Source organism: Pseudomonas sp. GV105 (genome assembly GCF_003058185.1).
Classification (GTDB): domain Bacteria; phylum Pseudomonadota; class Gammaproteobacteria; order Pseudomonadales; family Pseudomonadaceae; genus Aquipseudomonas; species Aquipseudomonas veronii.
In genome coordinates this window covers 267,628-285,087 of sequence record NZ_QBUF01000005.1, presented here as the reverse complement: position 1 = coordinate 285,087, position 17,460 = coordinate 267,628, and the positions used below count along the sequence as shown (strand labels likewise).

Here is a 17,460-nt window from a genome sequence, read left to right as displayed (position 1 = left end):
ACCCCGCCACCTAACCCACGTGCCCGCACGTGATGCATGACCTCGCCCGGGAAAAGGCAAGCTGGAGCATTGACATGAACCATGGAAGTTTTGTCATAGAAAAGCTGTTCAAGCACTACAACGTTCATGTTGAGCAACTAGGTCACCATCCGCAAAAGAAAACCGTGCTGATGGTCAATGGCGCGCTATCCACCACGCGCTCCTTCGCCCGCACCAGTAAATGCCTGGCCGAGCATTTCAATGTGCTGCTGTTCGATTTACCGTTCTCCGGCTATTCACGCGAGCACAACACCGACCTGGACCTGGTGACCAAGGACGACGAAGTGCAAATCCTGCGGGCGCTGGTGGAGCGCTTCCAGGTCAACCACCTGGTGTCGGCCTCGTGGGGCGGCATCTCCACGCTGCTGACCCTGGCACACAACCCGCCCTCCATCGAAAGCTCGGTGGTGATGGCGCTGGCGCCGAACCTCAACCAGGCGATGCTCGACTATGTGGAGCGGGTGCGCGTGCTGATCGAAGCCGACGACAAATCCGCCGTCGGCCACTTGCTCAACGACACCGTGGGCAAATACCTGTCGCCGCGACTCAAGCGCAATAACCATCGGCACCTGTCGAACATGGCCACCACCGAATACCGCCAGGCGCGCTTTCATATCCACCAGGTGCTGGCGCTGGGCGATGGCAACTACCTGCCACAGCTCAGCCGGATCGAAACACCGGTGCATTTCCTCAACGGCACGCTGGACGAATACACCCCGGCCGCCGAGGCCCGACTGTTCCAGCACTACGTAGGCCGCAGCAGCTTTGCCGTCGCCGAACATACCGGGCATCTGCTCGACCTGGAGTCCCGCGAAGCGGCGCGGGCGGTACATCGCGCGCTGCTGGACTTCCTGGTGGGCGAGCACGCGATGTTGTCGGATGTAGACGAACCTTCAGTGGGAAAAGGAGCGACGAATGGCGCATAATCGCCGACACATAGCCTCCTAACAAAAGGGATCCCATGCCAAATCGCGCCCCTCTCGATGCCAAGACCGCCCGCTGGCTCCCCTGGGTGGTCGCGATTGCCTTCTTCATGCAATCGCTGGATGGGACGATTCTCAACACGGCACTGCCGGCGATGGCCCGGGACCTCGCGGAAAACCCGCTGCGCATGCAAGGGGTGGTGATCGCCTACATGCTCACCGTCGCCTTGCTGATCCCAGCGTCGGGCTGGATCGCCGACCGCTTCGGCACCAAGAAAATCTTCTTTGGCGCGATCATGCTGTTCAGCATCGGCTCGCTGCTGTGCGCGCTGTCCAGCAGCTTGACCATGCTCGTCGGCGCGCGGGTGGTCCAGGGCCTGGGCGGTGCGCTGATGCTGCCGGTCGGCCGGCTGGTGGTGCTGCGCGCTTATCCGCGCTCCGAGCTGGTGCGGATCATGGGCTTCATCACCATCCCAGGCCTGCTCGGTCCGTTGCTCGGCCCGACCATGGGCGGCTGGATGGTGCAATACCTGACCTGGCACTGGATCTTCCTGATCAACCTGCCGGTGGGCATGATCGGCTGCTACGCCGTGTGGAAACTGATCCCCGACCTGCGCGGCAGCGAGCGCACGCGGTTCGACGGCATCGGCTTCCTGCTGTTCGGCGCGGCGATGGTGTTGATCACCATCGCCATGGAAGGCCTGGGCGAATTGCACCTGCCGCACCTGCGGGTGATGTTGCTGCTGTTCGGCGGGCTGGCCTGCCTGGCGGCCTATTGGCTGCGCGCCGGGCATATCGATAACCCGCTGTTTGCGCCGGCGCTGTTCAAGACCCGTACCTTTGCGGTGGGCATCCTGGGCAACCTGTTCGCACGCCTGGGCAGCGGCGCCTTGCCGTTTCTGGTGCCGTTGCTGTTGCAGGTGGCCTTGGGCTATTCACCGTCCCAGGCCGGGATGAGCATGCTGCCCCTGGCGGCGGCGGCGATGCTGGCCAAGTCGGTTGCACGGCCGTTGATCGAACGCCTGGGCTACCGCGTGGTGCTGACCGGTAACACCCTGGCCTTGGGCCTGATGCTGGCGAGCATGGGCCTGGTCAGCGAACAGACGCCCTACCCGCTGCTGCTGGGCATGCTGGCGATACTCGGGGCGATCAACTCCTTGCAGTTCACCGCGATGAACACCGTTACCCTGATCGACCTCGACGATGCCCAGGCCAGCAGCGGCAACAGCTTGCTGTCGGTGGTGGCACAACTGTCCCTGAGCCTCGGCGTAGCCTGCGCCGGTGCGCTGCTCGGCGGGTTTACCGCCGAATCGGGCAACGACGGTGTGAGCACGGTACTCGGCGCCTTCCAACTGACCTTCCTCACCGTGGGCATCATGGCAATGCTGGCGGCGGCGATCTTCCTGCAACTGTCGCCAAAAGACGGCAAACGCATCGGCAGCCGCGAACACGACATCGAACACTAGCAGGCGTCTCGTCGAGAACTTGCAGGGAAAATCCCACGGGACTGCTACACTGCGCGACATTTTGTTTTTGCAGAGCCAGTCCCGTGACCACCATCGCCACCGCTTTTAATACGTTGCCGCTCTCCGCCGCCATGCTGGCTAACCTCGACTCGCTGGGTTATGCCGAGATGACGCAGATCCAGGCGCAGAGCTTGCCGGTGATCCTCAAGGGGCTGGACCTGATTGCCCAGGCCAAGACCGGCAGCGGCAAGACGGCTGCGTTCGGCATCGGCCTGCTGAACCCGATCAACCCGCGCTACTTCGGCTGCCAGGCCCTGGTGATGTGCCCGACCCGCGAGCTGGCCGACCAGGTGGCCAAGGAAATCCGTCGCCTGGCCCGCGCCGAAGACAACATCAAGGTGCTGACCCTGTGCGGCGGCGTGTCCCTCGGCCCGCAGATCGCCTCCCTGGAACATGGCGCCCACGTCATCGTCGGCACCCCGGGCCGCATCCAGCAACACCTGCGCAAGGGTTCGCTGGTGCTCGACGGCTTGAACACGCTGATCCTCGACGAAGCCGACCGCATGCTCGACATGGGTTTCTACGACGCCATCGAAGACATCATCAGCAAGACCCCGGCCCGCCGCCAGACCCTGCTGTTCTCGGCCACCTACCCGGTGAGCATCAAGCAGTTGGCCTCGAAATTCATGCGCGCGCCGCAGCAAGTGAAGGCCGAAGCGTTTCACTCCGATGAGCAGATCGAGCAGCGTTTCTACGAGATCTCGCCGGAAGAACGCATGGAGGCCGTCACCAAAGTCCTCGCGCATTTCCGCCCGGCCTCGTGCGTGGCGTTCTGCTTCACCAAGCAGCAAGTGCAGGAAACCGTCGACCACCTGACCTCCAAAGGCATCTCCGCCGTCGGCCTGCATGGCGACCTGGAACAGCGTGACCGCGACCAGGTGCTGGCGATGTTCGCCAACCGCAGCACCTCGGTACTGGTCGCCACCGACGTCGCCGCCCGCGGCCTGGACATCGATTCGCTGGACATGGTGATCAACGTCGAACTGGCCCGCGACTCGGAAATCCACATCCACCGCGTCGGCCGCACCGGCCGTGCCGGTGAGACCGGGATCGCCATCAGCCTGGTGGCGCCGTCCGAAGCGCACCGCGCCCAGGCCATCGAGCAACTGCAGAAGTCGCCGCTGAACTGGGACCAACTGGACAACCTCAAGCCACAGAGCGGTGGCCCGCTGCTGCCGCAGATGAGCACCCTGTGCATCGCCGCCGGCCGTAAAGACAAGGTCCGTCCGGGCGATATCCTCGGCGCACTGACCGGTGAAGCCGGCATTCCGGGGGCCCAGGTCGGCAAGATCGCGATCTTCGATTTCCAGGCGTTTGTGGCCGTGGAACGCAGCGTCGCCAAGCAGGCGTTGCAGCGCCTGAACGACGGCAAGATCAAAGGCCGCTCGCTGCGCGTGCGGATCCTGTAAAAAACCCACCACCCTTGTAGGAGCGAGCTTGCTCGCGAAAAACCTCAACGATCACACAGCGCTATCAGGTAGCCCGTGTCGTCTATGGGGTTTTCGCGAGCAAGCTCGCTCCTACAGGGATCGTACTGATTCATAGATGAGGACACCGTTGTGCGCTCGACCGAAGTTGTGATCATTGGCGCCGGCGCCGCAGGCTTGATGTGTGCTCTGACCGCCGCCGGACGTGGGCGCAAGGTGATGCTGATCGACCACGCGAACAAGGCCGGCAAGAAGATCCTGATGTCCGGCGGCGGTCGCTGCAACTTCACCAATATGTACACCGAACCGGCGAACTTCCTCTCGCACAACGCGCACTTCTGCAAGTCCGCCCTGGCCCGCTACACCCAATGGGACTTCATCGGCCTGGTGGCCAAGCACGGCGTGCCGTACCACGAGAAGAAGCTCGGCCAGTTGTTCTGCGATAACAAATCCAGCGACATCCTCGGCATGCTGCTCGACGAGTGCATCCAGACCGGCGTGAGCCTGCACCTGGACACCTCGATCGAAACCATCGCCAAGCTCGAAAGCGGCTACCAGTTGCAGACCACCCTGGGCGAGCTGCGCTGCGAATCCCTGGTGATCGCCACCGGCGGCCTGTCGATCCCGACCCTCGGCGCGACCGGCTTCGGTTACCAGGTGGCCAGGCAATTCGGCCACGAACTGCTGCCGACCCGCGCCGGGCTGGTGCCGTTCACCATCACCGACCAGCTCAAGGAGCTGTGCGGCGAGTTATCCGGCACGTCGGTCGATTGCCTGGTCAGCTGCAACGGCCAGAGCTTTCGCGAGAACCTCCTGTTTACCCATCGCGGCCTGAGCGGGCCGGCGATTCTGCAGATTTCCTCCTATTGGGAGTCCGGCGACACGGTCGAGATCAACCTGCTGCCCGACCACGACGCCCACGCCTGGCTGCAACAGCAACAAGCCGAGCGCCCCAACAGCGAGCTGAAAACCCTGCTGGGTGAAATCTTCACCAAGAAGATGGCCAACCTGCTGGCAGAAACCTGGTTCGTGTCCAAGCCGATGAAGCAGTACACCCACGCCGAACTGGCCGACATCGCGCAAAAACTGGCGAGCTGGCAATTGGTACCGGCAGGCACCGAAGGTTATCGCACCGCCGAAGTGACGCTGGGCGGCGTGGATACGCGGGAGGTGTCGTCCAAGACCATGGAATCGCTGAAAAGCCCGGGCTTGTACTTCATCGGCGAAGTGCTGGATGTGACCGGCCACCTCGGCGGCTTCAACTTCCAGTGGGCCTGGGCGTCGGGCTACGCCGCCGCGCAATACGTCTGACACAACGCGGTAAAAATGTGGGAGGTGGGGCAAGCCCCCTCCCACATTTTGATTTTCAGTGTGCCCGGGAGAAATTTTGTGCAGTGATGTGATCACCACCCTTGCCGCAGCGTCCTTGATAGCTCAATTTAGCGGCATCGTCCCGGAAGACTCCAGCCTTCATGTCATCGACCTCGTTCAAGCAGTCCATGCGGCGCCTATGGGCACTGGATAAATTCAGTTACAGCGTTCGGGTATTCATCGCCCTCACCGGCAGCATGACGCTGTGCTGGTATCAGGATGAAATGACACTGCTGATCCCGCTGTTCCTGGGGATTATCGCCAGTGCCCTGGCCGAGACCGACGACAGTTGGCAAGGCCGCCTCAACGCCCTGGCGGTGACGCTGGTGTGTTTCAGCATTGCCGCGCTGTCGGTGGAGCTGTTGTTCCCCTACCCCTGGGCCTTCGCGGTCGCCCTGGCCCTGGCGAGTTTCGGCCTGACCATGCTCGGCGCCCTCGGTGAGCGTTATGGCGCGATTGCGTCGGCCACCTTGATCCTGTCGGTCTACACCATGATCGGCGTGGACCAGCGCGGCGGTGCCGTCACGGATTTCTGGCACGAACCGCTGCTGCTGGTGGCCGGCGCCGCCTGGTACGGTGCGCTGTCGGTGCTGTGGCAGGTGCTGTTTTCCAACCAGCCGGTGCAGCAGAGCCTGGCGCGGTTGTTTCGCGAGTTGGGGCATTACCTCAAGCTCAAATCGTCGCTGTTCGAGCCGATCCGCCAGTTGGACGTGGAAGCGCGCCGCTTGGAGCTGGCTCAGCAAAACGGCCGGGTGGTGGCCGCGCTGAATGCGGCGAAGGAAATCATCCTGCACCGCGTCGGCAATGGCCGGCCGGGCTCCAAGGTCAGTCGTTACCTCAAGCTGTATTTCCTGGCCCAGGACATCCACGAACGCGCCAGCTCGTCGCACTATCCCTACAACGCCCTGGCCGAGGCCTTCTTCCACAGCGATGTGCTGTTCCGCTGCCAGCGCCTGCTGCGCCAGCAAGGCAAGGCCTGCGAGGCCCTGGCCGAATCGATCCAACTGCGCCAGCCGTTCATCTATGACGCCAGCTTCGCCGAAGCCTTGGGCGACCTGAACGCCTCCATGGAACACCTGCGCATCCAGAGCAACCCGGCCTGGCGCGGCCTGCTGCGTTCCTTGCGTGCGCTGGCGGCCAACCTGTCGACCCTCGACCGCCTGCTGGGCGACGCGAGCAACCCGGACGCCCTGGCCGACGCCAGCGACAGCAACCTGCTTGACCGCGCCCCACGCAACCTCAAGGAAATGTGGACGCGCCTGCGCACCCAGCTCACGCCGACTTCGCTGCTGTTCCGCCACGCCTTGCGCCTGGCCCTGGCGTTGACCATCGGCTATGGCACCCTGCATGCGATCCACGCTTCCCAGGGCTACTGGATCATCCTCACCACCCTGTTCGTCTGCCAGCCCAACTACGGCGCCACCCGGCGCAAGCTCGGCCAGCGGATCATCGGCACGGCCATCGGGCTCACCGTGGCCTGGGCGCTGTTCGACCTGTTCCCCAGCGCCCTGGTGCAGTCGATGTTCGCCATCGCGGCGGGCCTGGTGTTCTTTATCAACCGCACCACCCGCTACACCCTGGCCACCGCGGCGATCACCCTGATGGTGCTGTTCTGCTTCAACCAGGTGGGCGATGGCTACGGGCTGTTCCTGCCACGCCTGTTCGACACCTTGATCGGCAGCGTGATTGCCGGCCTGACCGTGTTCCTGTTCCTGCCGGACTGGCAAGGCCGGCGCCTGAACAAAGTGCTGGCCAATACCCTGACCTGCAACAGCATCTACCTGCGCCAAATCATGCAGCAATACGCCGCCGGCAAAAGCGACGACCTGGCTTACCGCCTGGCCCGACGCAACGCGCACAACGCCGACGCGGCGCTGTCCACCACCCTGGCGAATATGCTGATGGAGCCGGGGCAGTTCCGTAAGGAGGCCGACGTGGGCTTCCGCTTCCTGGTGCTGTCCCACACCTTGCTCAGCTACCTGTCGGGGCTCGGCGCGCACCGCGAAACCCAACTGCCGGCCGACGTGCGCGAGCACTTGATCGACGGCGCGGGGAAAACCCTGGCGGCGAGCATCGACGAAATCGCCACGGGGCTGGCCAATAAACAGCCGATCTCGATTCAGAGCGATGCCGAGGAAGCCTTGGCTGCGGAGCTGGAACAGATGCCGGATGAGATCGATGAGGGGCAACGTCTGGTGCAGACGCAACTGGCGTTGATTTGCCGGCAGTTGGGGCCGTTGCGCACCCTGGCGGCCCACCTGATCAAAGACACCAGCGCGGCGTAGGCCACTACATACCGTGCTGCTTCATCAACCGCGCATAACTGCCGTCGGCCTTCATCTTGGCAATCTCGCGGTCAAAACCGGCAACGATCTGCTCATGCTCGGGGTTCTTCAGGCTGACCAGAATATGCAGGCTGTTTTCACTCAACGGCTGCGGCAAAAACTCCACCGCATTGCGCACCCGCGCCGACTCCTGCGCCAGGTAATAACGGGCAACGAATTCGTCCTCCACCGTCAGGCGTACCCGGCGCGCAACGAGCATCCGCACCGCCATGGCGAAGTTGTGTACCGGGACTTTCTGTAACTGCGTGTCCTGGTCGAACGCCGCGGAATACGCATAGCCCCGCACCACGGCGATGGGATAGTCGTGCAGTTGCTCAAGGTTCTGGAACTCGATGGGATCGTCGCGACGCTTGATAAAAACCAGGCGGTTGATCAGGTATTCAGCAGAAAACTGCCCCAGGCGCGTGCGGGCCTCGTCATACCAGGCGTTGACCACCACGTCGTAGCGCCCATCGCCGACGCCCATCAACGCGCGAGCCCAGGGCACCTGCTCGAAATCACTGGCATAACCGGCGCGGGCCAAGGCTGTGCTGACAATATCGGTAGCCAGCCCGCCATTGATCAAGGTGGCATCGGTAAAGGGTGGCCAGGCATCCGCCACCAGGCGCAGACGCTGTGCGAACGCCGGCTGGGCCAGCAACAACATTCCAATCAAAGCAACGGCACGAGAAAATCGCGGCATGCTTAAAGTCCTTGGCAGGCAGGCGGTGGCCCTGGCTCAGGCGGTACCTGAGGATGTAACAGTAGCTCAGATTACACAAAGAACCCGCCGCTGAATGCATACAATGATGGCAGATTGACGTCACTGTTCCAAACAACCGATTTAGACAGAAGTGCCCGCCGCGCTTACTATCCGGGACAGACACTTCCAAGAGAATCACACCATGACAGTCGAATGGGTCTGCAAACATCACAACGACCTGGGCAAGGAGCAGCTGTACGCCATTCTGCGCCTGCGCAGCGAGGTCTTCGTTGTCGAGCAAAAGTGCGTCTACCAGGACATCGACGGGCAGGACCTGCAAGGCGATACCCACCATCTGATGGCCTGGAAAGGCGACGACCTGGTGGCCTACCTGCGTCTGCTGGACCCGGAGACCCAGGCCGGGGATGTGGTGATCGGCCGGGTGATCGTGGCACCGATGGCACGCGGCACCGGGCTGGGGCATCTGCTGATGGAAGAAACGCTCAAGCAGATTGACGATATCTGGCCAGAGACGCCGATCTTTCTCTCAGCCCAGGCGCATTTGCAGGGGTATTACGCGCGGTATGGTTTTTTGGTGGCGGGTGAGGAATACCTTGAGGACGACATTCCGCACATCGGCATGCGGCGCGCCTGATGGCCCCATCGCGTCAGCCCAGCGACCGCCAAGCCTCAGGGATAACCCAAGACCTGTTTGATCGACGCCAGATTCGCCTCGATCCACCGCCGATCGATCGCGCCCCAGTCGCGAATCCGATAGCACCCCGCATGATTGCGCGCGCCGTCTTCCTGCTCGAACTCGCAGACGATATCCAGATCCGCCAATGCCGCAATCGTGTCCTGCGCGGTGCGCCGGGGCATGCCCGTCACCTCGGTCAGCGCCGGCACGCTGCTGGCCTGCTGGCTGTCGATCAGATACGCCACGTACAGGCGACGGTAGAAGCTGCTCTTGGTCTTGCTCACATCCATGGTCAACCGCCTTGGAAAGTCAGGGTTTGCCCTGCAGGTCGCGATACGTGAGGTACACGCGCAGGTCGAATTCCACCTGATGGTAGCCCGGCATCATGTACTCACAGAGTTTGTAGAACGCTTTGTTGTGGTCCGATTCCTTGAAGTGCGCCAGTTCGTGTACCACGATCATGCGCAGAAATTCCGGGGCGGCCTCCTTGAACAGCGCGGCGATCCGGATTTCTTTCTTGGACTTCAGATTGCCGCCCTGCACCCGCGAAATCGTGGTGTGCAGGCCGAGGGCACGGTGGGTCAGGTCGAGGCGGTTATCGAACAGCACTTTGTCGATAGCCGGCGCGTTGCGCAGGTGCTCCTGTTTCAAGGCCAGCGCGTAGGCATACAGGGCCTTGTCGCTCTGCACGGCGTGACGTTCGGGGTAACGCTGCTCCAGGTAGGCGCCCAACTGGTCCTTGGCGATCAGTTGGCGCACTTGCTCCTGAAGGGCAGCGGGATAGGCCTGGAGGTATTTCAGCGCGGTCATTGAGGTCTGCAACAGGGTTCGAATGGGCGCCAGTGTAGCGAATTCAGCAGGAACGGGCGCGCAACCAGTCGACCACCGCCCCGGCCATCAACGGTGGGGCCGCCCATGGCCCCTGGACAAACGGGCAACCATTGGCCTTGAGCCACTGGGCTTGCTCCAGCGTCTCTACGCCCTCGGCGACTACCAGCACGCCGAAATGCCCGCACAACTCGATAATGCTGCGGGCCATCGCCGCATCCCGCGCCGAGCCCGGCAGGCCCGCGACCAATTGGCGGTCCAGCTTGAGCGTGTCGAATGGCAGGTCGCGCAGATGGGCCAGGGAACAGTGGCCGGAACCAAAATCATCCAGGGCGATGCGTACCCCGACCGCGCGCAGTAACTTGAACTGCTTGGCGGACGCTTCGAGGTTATGCATCAGGCTGTCCTCGCCGATTTCCACCTCCAACTGGCGCCCCTGCAACCCATGTCGGTCGAGTACCTGCTGCAGTTGGCTCGCCAGGTTGGGCATGTTGAACTGGCTGCTGCTCAGGCTCACGCTCAACACCAGTTCATCCTCGAACATGGCTTGCCACACCTGACGCTGGGCGGCGACCTGGTGGTAGATCCAGGCACTCAACTGGCTGATCAGCCGCGCCTCTTCCAGCAGCGGCAAAAACAGCCCCGGCGGTACATCGCCGACACTCGGGTGCTGCCAGCGCAACAACGCCTCGACGCCGCGCAGATGGCCGTCCTCCAGAGACACCTGGGGTTGGTACACCAGGGTGAAATCCTTGTTCTGGATGGCGTTGCGCACGCTGTCCTCGAGCATCAGCCGCGAGCGGGCGCGACCGTTCATTTCCTGATCGTAATAGCGATATTGCTGACGCCCCGCACGCTTGGCCTCATACATGGCGATGTCAGCCGCACGCAACAGGCCGCCCAAGTCCGAGCCGCAATCCGGAAAAGTCGCGATGCCGATGCTGACCCCGAGCATCACCTCCAAGCCATCAACCTGTTGGCAAACAGACACCCGCTCGATCAGTTTTTCCGCAATCTTCGCCGCCTGTTCGGGGAACTCCAGCTCCAACAACGCCGTGAATTCATCCCCGCCCATGCGTCCGAGAATGTCGTAGGAACGCAGGCAGCTCTGCAACTGTTCCGAAACCCAGCGCAGCACCCGATCACCCGCGTCATGCCCCAGCGAGTCGTTGACCCGTTTGAAGCCGTCGAGGTCCAGGTACAACAAGACCAGCGACTGCTCGGTGCGATCGCTGCGCAGCAGGGAGTTTTCCACGGCCTGGTAAAAGCCACGGCGGTTCAACAACCCGGTCAGCGGGTCGGTCACCGCCTGGAACTCCAGTTGCTGATGCAGGTGGCAGACCTCGGACATGTCCAGCACGGTCACCACCATGGCCTTCTGCTCGGCGGGCAACGGCGCACAAGAGAGCGCCACCGGCACCTGCTGACCGCGGCCGGTACGCAAGATCGCATCATGCAAACGCCAGGTTTGGCCTTGACGGAAACCGGCGTACATCTGCGATTCCAGCCAGGCAGGCACATGGGGTTTTTGCAGGAAACTCAAAAAATCCTTGCCCTTGAGCTCATCGTGCGTGGCATTGAGCAGGCGCGAAATCGCCGGGTTGGCGTACTCGATCACGCCCGCATCACTCACCACGAGGATGCCTTCGGCGGCGTTGTCCAGCACCGAGGCATTGAAGGCGCGGGCGGACTCCAGGTCATGGCTCAGGCGCTGCAACGCCCGACGGGTGCGCTGCTGCTCCAGCAACGCCTGGACCTTGGGTTTGAGGATATGCGGGTCGAAGGGTTTAAACAGGTAATCGATGGCGCCGCTGGCATAACCTTCCAGCACGGCGGCCGGCGATTGCGCATTCGCGCTGAGAAAGATGATCGGCGTCATGCGCGTGCGCTGGCTGCCGCGCATCAGGCGGGCGACTTCAAAACCGTCCATGCCGGGCATCATCACGTCGAGCAGCACCAGGTCTACCTCGTGCTGGAGCAACAGTTCCAGAGCCTCCAGGCCGGAACCGGCGGTCACCACCTGCCAGTCATCACGTTGCAAAAGGGCGCGCATGCTAATCAGATTTTCCGGGTAGTCATCGACCACCAGAAGAACCGAACCGCCATCGCCTTGGTGTGGAGCGCATTCCATGCTACGTCTCTTCCTTAAGGTGCCGCACCGGTCAGTTCTGACAGAAAACCCGGGCAAGCACTGAGGTCTCACTCTAGCCTTGGTTCCCAAAAATCAGAAGTGAAGCGGGTGCCATCATCGCACCAAAGACTGCTAAGCCGACTAACGGTCAACCCCTGCAGCCCGCGGTTCATGGGGAACATGGCTTTTTGACATTCCCTTGGCGCCAATAACTTGCCAGGCATTCATTAACAAGCGGCGGACTACCGCCTATAAAGATGCTGTCTGGCCCAAGGGCCAAAGCCTATACCTATCTGTAAAAAGGCCTACGCCATGATTGATCTTTCCACCTGGAACCTGAGCATTCCGGTCGGCTCGCCTCCCGCGACCATCGACACCCCGAAGCTGATGAGCGGCTTCAATGACCAATATTTCCAGGCCGAAGGCAGCAACGTGCAATTCTGGACACCCGTCACCGGCACACGTACCGAGAACGCCATTTACCCCCGCAGCGAACTGCGCGAAACCTACGCCGACGGGCGCCTGCGCAACTGGACCTACCCCGAAGCCGACAATTATCTGCGCGCCACGCTGGCCGTCAACCAGGTGCCCTCCTCCGGGAAAATCGTCATCGGCCAGATCCACGCCTACGACAGCCAGAAACCCTTGATCAAGGTGGAATACCAGTTCAAGGAAAAAACCCAGACCGGCAACATCGTCGCCAAGGTCCGCATGCGCCCGGACGACGATGAAAGCCGGGTGATCATCGTCGCCTCCAATGTGCCGCTGGAGAAGAGTTTTACCTACGTGATCAACCTCAACAAAGCCGGGTTGCTGAGTGTGGAAGCCGCCGACGGGCAGTGGAACGAGCGCATTGGCGCGGCCTGGGGCAGCAAGCCGCTGTATTTCAAGGCGGGGGCGTATGTGCAGGACAACAGCGGGGATAGCAAGGAAGGGGCGAAGGTGACGTTTGCGAAGTTGGATATTGATCACGAGTGAACGGATTGGCCTCATTACGAGCACTGGTAAACGCCGTTCCCCTGTGTAGCCTTAGGACTCGGTGCTGGTCCTACGCGCCTGCAAGCTGATCAAATTCCAGCCGCAAAAAAGCCCGCATCGCTGCGGGCTTCTTTTTAAACGCTTGAGGCTCAGTTCACCTTAGCGTTCAACTCACCTTTCAGGTAACGCTGGTACATCGCTTCCAGGGAGATCGGCTTGATCTTCGAAGCATTGCCCGCAGTACCAAACGCTTCATAACGTGCGATACACACATCGCGCATCGCAGTCACGGTGGCGCCGAAGAATTTACGTGGGTCGAATTCGCTCGGGTTGGTGGCCATCAGGCGACGCATCGCGCCGGTGGATGCCAGGCGCAGGTCGGTGTCGATGTTGACCTTGCGCACGCCGTACTTGATGCCTTCAACGATTTCTTCAACCGGTACGCCGTAGGTTTCTTTGATGTCGCCGCCGTACTGGTTGATGATCGCCAGCCACTCTTGCGGCACCGAGGAAGAACCGTGCATCACCAGGTGGGTGTTGGGGATGCGCTTGTGGATTTCCTTGATGCGGTCGATGGCCAGCACGTCGCCGGTAGGCGGCTTGGTGAACTTGTAGGCGCCGTGGCTGGTGCCGATGGCGATGGCCAGGGCGTCGACCTGGGTCTTCTTGACGAAGTCGGCGGCTTCTTCCGGGTCGGTCAGCATCTGGCTGTGATCCAGCACGCCTTCGGCGCCGATGCCGTCTTCTTCGCCAGCCATGCCGGTTTCCAGGGAACCCAGGCAGCCCAGCTCGCCTTCAACCGATACGCCGCAGGCGTGAGCCATGGCCACGGTTTGTTGGGTGACGCGCACGTTGTACTCGTAGTCGGTCGGGGTCTTGCCGTCTTCGCCGAGGGAGCCGTCCATCATCACCGAGCTGAAGCCCAGTTGGATGGAACGCTGGCACACGTCCGGGCTGGTGCCGTGATCCTGGTGCATGCACACCGGGATGTGCGGGAATTCTTCGATCGCGGCGAGGATCAGGTGACGCAGGAACGGGGCACCGGCGTATTTACGCGCACCGGCCGAGGCCTGGACGATCACTGGGGAGTCAGTCTTGTCAGCGGCTTCCATGATGGCGCGCATCTGCTCAAGGTTGTTGACGTTAAAGGCTGGGACGCCGTAGCCGAACTCGGCTGCGTGGTCCAGCATTTGACGCATGCTGATAAGTGCCATTGTGTTGTCTCTCCCGGTCGAGGGTCGTTAATCGTGCAAGCCTGCCGTAGCGGCGGCTGCTATTCAAGTTATTGCCGGTCAGGCTTTGCATACCTGGCCTGCTGAATCGTTTTTTCACTATCCGGTTCACTGCCTGTATCACTTTGGAACCGGATCAATGTGGGAGGGGGCTTGCCCGCGATGGCGATTTACCTGTCGACATCGCGGGTGGCTGACCCAACGCTATCGGGGGCAAGCCCCCTCCCACATTGGGATCTCATTAATGTTGAGACCGTGTTCTTTTACTGGGCCTTGCAGCCACGTCCGATCAAATCGTCGGTGGCCACCCAGTAAACCAGGCCTTCCTCACCTTTTGTGTGAAACGCCAACTGATCGTTGCTGTAGAGCACACCCGATGCCGCCACGTCCTGCTTGAGGCGGTAAACCTGGGTCGAGCCGCCGAGGCGGACATCCACTTCGGTGCGGGCCGGGTTGGCAAAGCGCCAGTTGACCTCGGCCTTGCTGTCGCAGGTCCAGGTCGTCCATTTGTCGGCAGGCTCTGCCTTGTTGAACATGTTCATGCTGCTGCAACCGGCCAATAACGCCAGTGCTACCAGGGCGAAAACGCCTTTCATTGCCAATCCTCGCACGCAGGCCTTGGGCTTGCGTTGCAGTCGGTTAGTTGATCAGACCCTTCAAGGGCAACCCTGTTCCTGACCGTTGGGCGCAGAGTCGTATTTCTCCAGCCGTTCGTTGCCCATGCGCTTGTTGATCACCGGCATGGTCTCGGCTTGCCAATCGGCTTGGTAGCAGCTTTTTTTCTGCGCCGGCAGCGCCTTTCCAGGTGCCGGCGCCGCGCTCGGCGTGCTGCCGCAGCCGGCCAACAGGCCCGCTGCGATCACCAGTGCCAACGACTTGATCATGGGAATGCTCCTTTTCCTGATCTGCCTCAGCCTTTGGCTCGGCTTTCCAGGACTTCAACCGCCGGCAGGACTTTGCCTTCGACGAATTCGAGGAACGCGCCGCCACCGGTGGAAATGTAGGAGATCTGGTCGGCAACGCCATATTTATCGATGGCCGCCAGGGTGTCGCCGCCGCCGGCGATGGAGAATGCCGAGCTTTCGGCAATGGCCTTGGCCAGCACTTTGGTGCCGTTGCCGAACTGGTCGAACTCGAACACACCGACCGGGCCGTTCCACAGGATGGTCCGGGAGGCTTTCAGCAATTGCGCGAAGTTGGCTGCGGTTTGCGGGCCGATGTCCAGGATCATGTCGTCAGCGGCCACGTCATCGATGAGTTTGACGGTGGCTTCAGCGCTTTCGGCAAATTCCTTGGCCACGACCACGTCCACCGGCAGCGGCACGCTGACCTTGGCCGCGATGGCGCGAGCGGTGTCCAGCAGGTCCGGCTCGTACAGCGACTTGCCCACCGGGTGGCCGGCTGCGGCCAGGAAGGTGTTGGCAATGCCGCCGCCGACGATCAACTGGTTGCAGACCTGGCTCAGGCTGTTGAGTACGTCCAGCTTGGTGGAGACTTTGGAACCGGCCACGATGGCCGCCATTGGTTGGGCCGGCGCCTTCAGGGCCTTGCCCAGCGCGTCCAGCTCGGCAGCCAGCAACGGGCCGGCGGCAGCGACCTTGGCGAACTTGGCCACGCCGTGGGTCGAACCTTCGGCGCGGTGGGCGGTGCCGAAGGCGTCCATCACGAACACGTCGCACAGGGCGGCGTATTGCTGGGCCAGTTCGTCACTGTTCTTTTTCTCGCCCTTGTTGAAGCGCACGTTTTCGAACAGCACGACGTCGCCGGCTTTCACGTCGACGCCGCCGAGGTAGTCAGCCACCAGCGGCACGTCGCGGCCCAGGGCCTTGCTCAGGTAATCGGCCACAGGCTTGAGGCTGTTTTCGGCCGAGAACTCACCTTCGGTCGGACGACCCAGGTGGGAGCAGACCATCACGGCCGCACCTTTTTCCAGGGCCAGCTTGATGGTCGGCAGCGAGGCCAGGATTCGCGCATCGCTGGTGACAACACCGTCCTTGACTGGGACGTTGAGGTCTTCGCGAATCAGTACGCGTTTACCTTGCAGATCGAGGTCGGTCATCTTCAACACGGTCATGGGTGGCAATTCCTGAGGCTAAAGTTTTGGAGAGGCTGTTTGCAGATAGTGTTCTGCGACGTCCAGCATTCGGTTGGCAAACCCCCATTCGTTGTCGAACCAGGCCAGGATATTCACCAGCCTCGGGCCGGAAACGCGGGTCTGGCTGGCATCGACAATCGCCGAATGCGGGTCATGGTTGAAATCACAACTAGCGTGGGGCAACTCAGTGTAGGCCAGCAAACCTTTGAGCGGGCCGCTGGTGGCGGCGTCGCGCAGAATCCGGTTGACCTCCACCGCATCGGTGTCGCTGACGGTTTGCATGGTGATGTCCAGGCATGAAACGTTCACCGTCGGCACCCGCACGGCTTTGGCCTGAATTCGCCCGGCAAGTTCCGGCAACAGCCGTTCGATGCCACGCGCCAGACCGGTGGACACCGGAATCACCGACTGAAACGCCGAACGCGTGCGGCGCAGGTCTTCATGGTGATACGCGTCGATCACCGGCTGGTCGTTCATCGCCGAGTGGATGGTGGTGATCGACACGTAGTCCACGCCGATCGCCTGGTCCAGCAGGCGCAACAACGGCACGCTGCAATTGGTGGTGCAGGAAGCGTTGGACACCAACCGTTCAGCGCCGGTCAGGCAATCCTGGTTGATGCCGTAGACGATGGTGGCGTCGACATCCGCCTCGCTGGCCATCGGCTGGGAAAACAGCACACGCGGCGCGCCGGCATCGAGAAAACGCTGGCCGTCGGCACGGGTGTTATAGGCACCGGAGCATTCCAACACCAGGTCGACGCCCAGCGCCGCCCAGTCGATGCCCTCGGGGGTGGCACTGCGCAGCACTTTCACGCAGTCGCCCTTGATATGCAGACAATCGCCTTCCACCCGCACTTCGCCGGGGAACCGGCCGTGGGTGGAGTCAAAGCGTGTCAGGTATTCGATGCTGGCCATGTCGGCCAAATCGTTGATCGCGACAATCTCAAACCCGGCCGCCGCCCCTCGCTCGAACAGAGCACGCAAGACGCAACGACCAATACGGCCGTAGCCGTTGAGTGCAACTTTGTAAGGACGCGGTTGGGGCATGGGGTTCTCGCAGTGTGGGCGACACAAACCATCTAACCAATGTAGGAGCGAGCTTGCTCGCGAAGATCGTCAACGATAACGCAGCGTCTCTGGTTTGACGCGGCGCTCTCTCGTTCTTCGCGAGCAAGCTCGCTCCTAC

16 protein-coding genes are annotated in these 17,460 nt (G+C 61.9%); 7 read left to right on the top strand and 9 right to left on the bottom strand.

What is annotated here, in order from left to right:
* Nucleotides 1-74: 74 nt before the first annotated feature.
* From C8K66_RS11975 to yccS, 5 genes are all read left to right on the top strand, one after another.
* Nucleotides 75-965: an alpha/beta fold hydrolase gene (locus C8K66_RS11975; protein WP_017844942.1), complete on the top strand. Its 891-nt coding sequence runs from the start codon at nt 75-77 to the stop codon at nt 963-965.
* Between the two features lie 35 nt (nt 966-1,000).
* Nucleotides 1,001-2,428, top strand: a complete 1,428-nt coding sequence (mdtD, locus tag C8K66_RS11970; protein ID WP_017844943.1) for a multidrug transporter subunit MdtD — start codon at nt 1,001-1,003, stop codon at nt 2,426-2,428.
* Between the two features lie 131 nt (nt 2,429-2,559).
* The gene (dbpA, locus tag C8K66_RS11965; RefSeq protein WP_232566626.1) at nt 2,560-3,897 is read left to right on the top strand and encodes an ATP-dependent RNA helicase DbpA; all 1,338 of its coding nucleotides are present in this window, start codon (nt 2,560-2,562) and stop codon (nt 3,895-3,897) included.
* Nucleotides 3,898-4,047: 150 nt separating this feature from the next.
* A complete protein-coding gene (locus tag C8K66_RS11960; RefSeq protein WP_108524901.1) occupies nt 4,048-5,226 on the top strand; it encodes an NAD(P)/FAD-dependent oxidoreductase in 1,179 nt (392 codons plus the stop codon).
* Between the two features lie 161 nt (nt 5,227-5,387).
* On the top strand, nt 5,388-7,571 hold the full coding sequence (gene yccS / locus C8K66_RS11955; protein WP_108524899.1) for a YccS family putative transporter: 2,184 nt from the start codon (nt 5,388-5,390) through the stop codon (nt 7,569-7,571).
* 4 nt (nt 7,572-7,575) lie between these two features.
* On the opposite strand, the gene C8K66_RS11950 is transcribed toward yccS, so the two are convergent.
* On the bottom strand, nt 7,576-8,313 hold the full coding sequence (locus C8K66_RS11950; protein ID WP_046381789.1) for an ABC transporter substrate-binding protein: 738 nt from the start codon (nt 8,311-8,313) through the stop codon (nt 7,576-7,578).
* Nucleotides 8,314-8,515: 202 nt separating this feature from the next.
* Between C8K66_RS11950 and C8K66_RS11945 the strand changes: the two genes are divergently transcribed.
* Nucleotides 8,516-8,968, top strand: a complete 453-nt coding sequence (locus tag C8K66_RS11945; RefSeq protein ID WP_017844948.1) for a GNAT family N-acetyltransferase — start codon at nt 8,516-8,518, stop codon at nt 8,966-8,968.
* Nucleotides 8,969-9,003: 35 nt separating this feature from the next.
* Here C8K66_RS11945 and C8K66_RS11940 read toward each other — a convergent pair whose 3' ends face one another.
* The 3 genes from C8K66_RS11940 to C8K66_RS11930 are packed head-to-tail and all read right to left on the bottom strand — an operon-like array spanning nt 9,004 to nt 11,969.
* Entirely contained in the window at nt 9,004-9,300 is a 297-nt protein-coding gene (locus tag C8K66_RS11940; protein WP_017844949.1) for a helix-turn-helix domain-containing protein, read from the bottom strand.
* 19 nt (nt 9,301-9,319) lie between these two features.
* Nucleotides 9,320-9,820, bottom strand: coding sequence for a M48 family metallopeptidase (locus tag C8K66_RS11935; protein ID WP_010207148.1), 501 nt, complete (start codon nt 9,818-9,820; stop codon nt 9,320-9,322).
* 43 nt (nt 9,821-9,863) lie between these two features.
* Nucleotides 9,864-11,969, bottom strand: coding sequence for a bifunctional diguanylate cyclase/phosphodiesterase (locus C8K66_RS11930; protein ID WP_108524897.1), 2,106 nt, complete (start codon nt 11,967-11,969; stop codon nt 9,864-9,866).
* 312 nt (nt 11,970-12,281) lie between these two features.
* Between C8K66_RS11930 and C8K66_RS11925 the strand changes: the two genes are divergently transcribed.
* The gene (locus tag C8K66_RS11925; protein WP_046381787.1) at nt 12,282-12,947 is read left to right on the top strand and encodes a polysaccharide lyase family 7 protein; all 666 of its coding nucleotides are present in this window, start codon (nt 12,282-12,284) and stop codon (nt 12,945-12,947) included.
* A 149-nt stretch (nt 12,948-13,096) separates the two neighbouring features.
* On the opposite strand, the gene fba is transcribed toward C8K66_RS11925, so the two are convergent.
* From fba to epd, 5 genes are all read right to left on the bottom strand, one after another.
* Nucleotides 13,097-14,161 (bottom strand): class II fructose-bisphosphate aldolase, encoded by a 1,065-nt coding sequence (fba, locus tag C8K66_RS11920; protein WP_003177554.1) that lies wholly within the window; start codon nt 14,159-14,161, stop codon nt 13,097-13,099.
* A 281-nt stretch (nt 14,162-14,442) separates the two neighbouring features.
* Nucleotides 14,443-14,775, bottom strand: coding sequence for an MliC family protein (locus tag C8K66_RS11915; RefSeq protein WP_046381786.1), 333 nt, complete (start codon nt 14,773-14,775; stop codon nt 14,443-14,445).
* Between the two features lie 60 nt (nt 14,776-14,835).
* Nucleotides 14,836-15,063, bottom strand: a complete 228-nt coding sequence (locus tag C8K66_RS11910; protein WP_017844953.1) for a hypothetical protein — start codon at nt 15,061-15,063, stop codon at nt 14,836-14,838.
* 26 nt (nt 15,064-15,089) lie between these two features.
* Nucleotides 15,090-16,253: a phosphoglycerate kinase gene (locus C8K66_RS11905; RefSeq protein WP_017844954.1), complete on the bottom strand. Its 1,164-nt coding sequence runs from the start codon at nt 16,251-16,253 to the stop codon at nt 15,090-15,092.
* An 18-nt stretch (nt 16,254-16,271) separates the two neighbouring features.
* Nucleotides 16,272-17,321 (bottom strand): erythrose-4-phosphate dehydrogenase, encoded by a 1,050-nt coding sequence (epd, locus tag C8K66_RS11900; protein ID WP_017844955.1) that lies wholly within the window; start codon nt 17,319-17,321, stop codon nt 16,272-16,274.
* Nucleotides 17,322-17,460 lie beyond the last annotated feature (139 nt).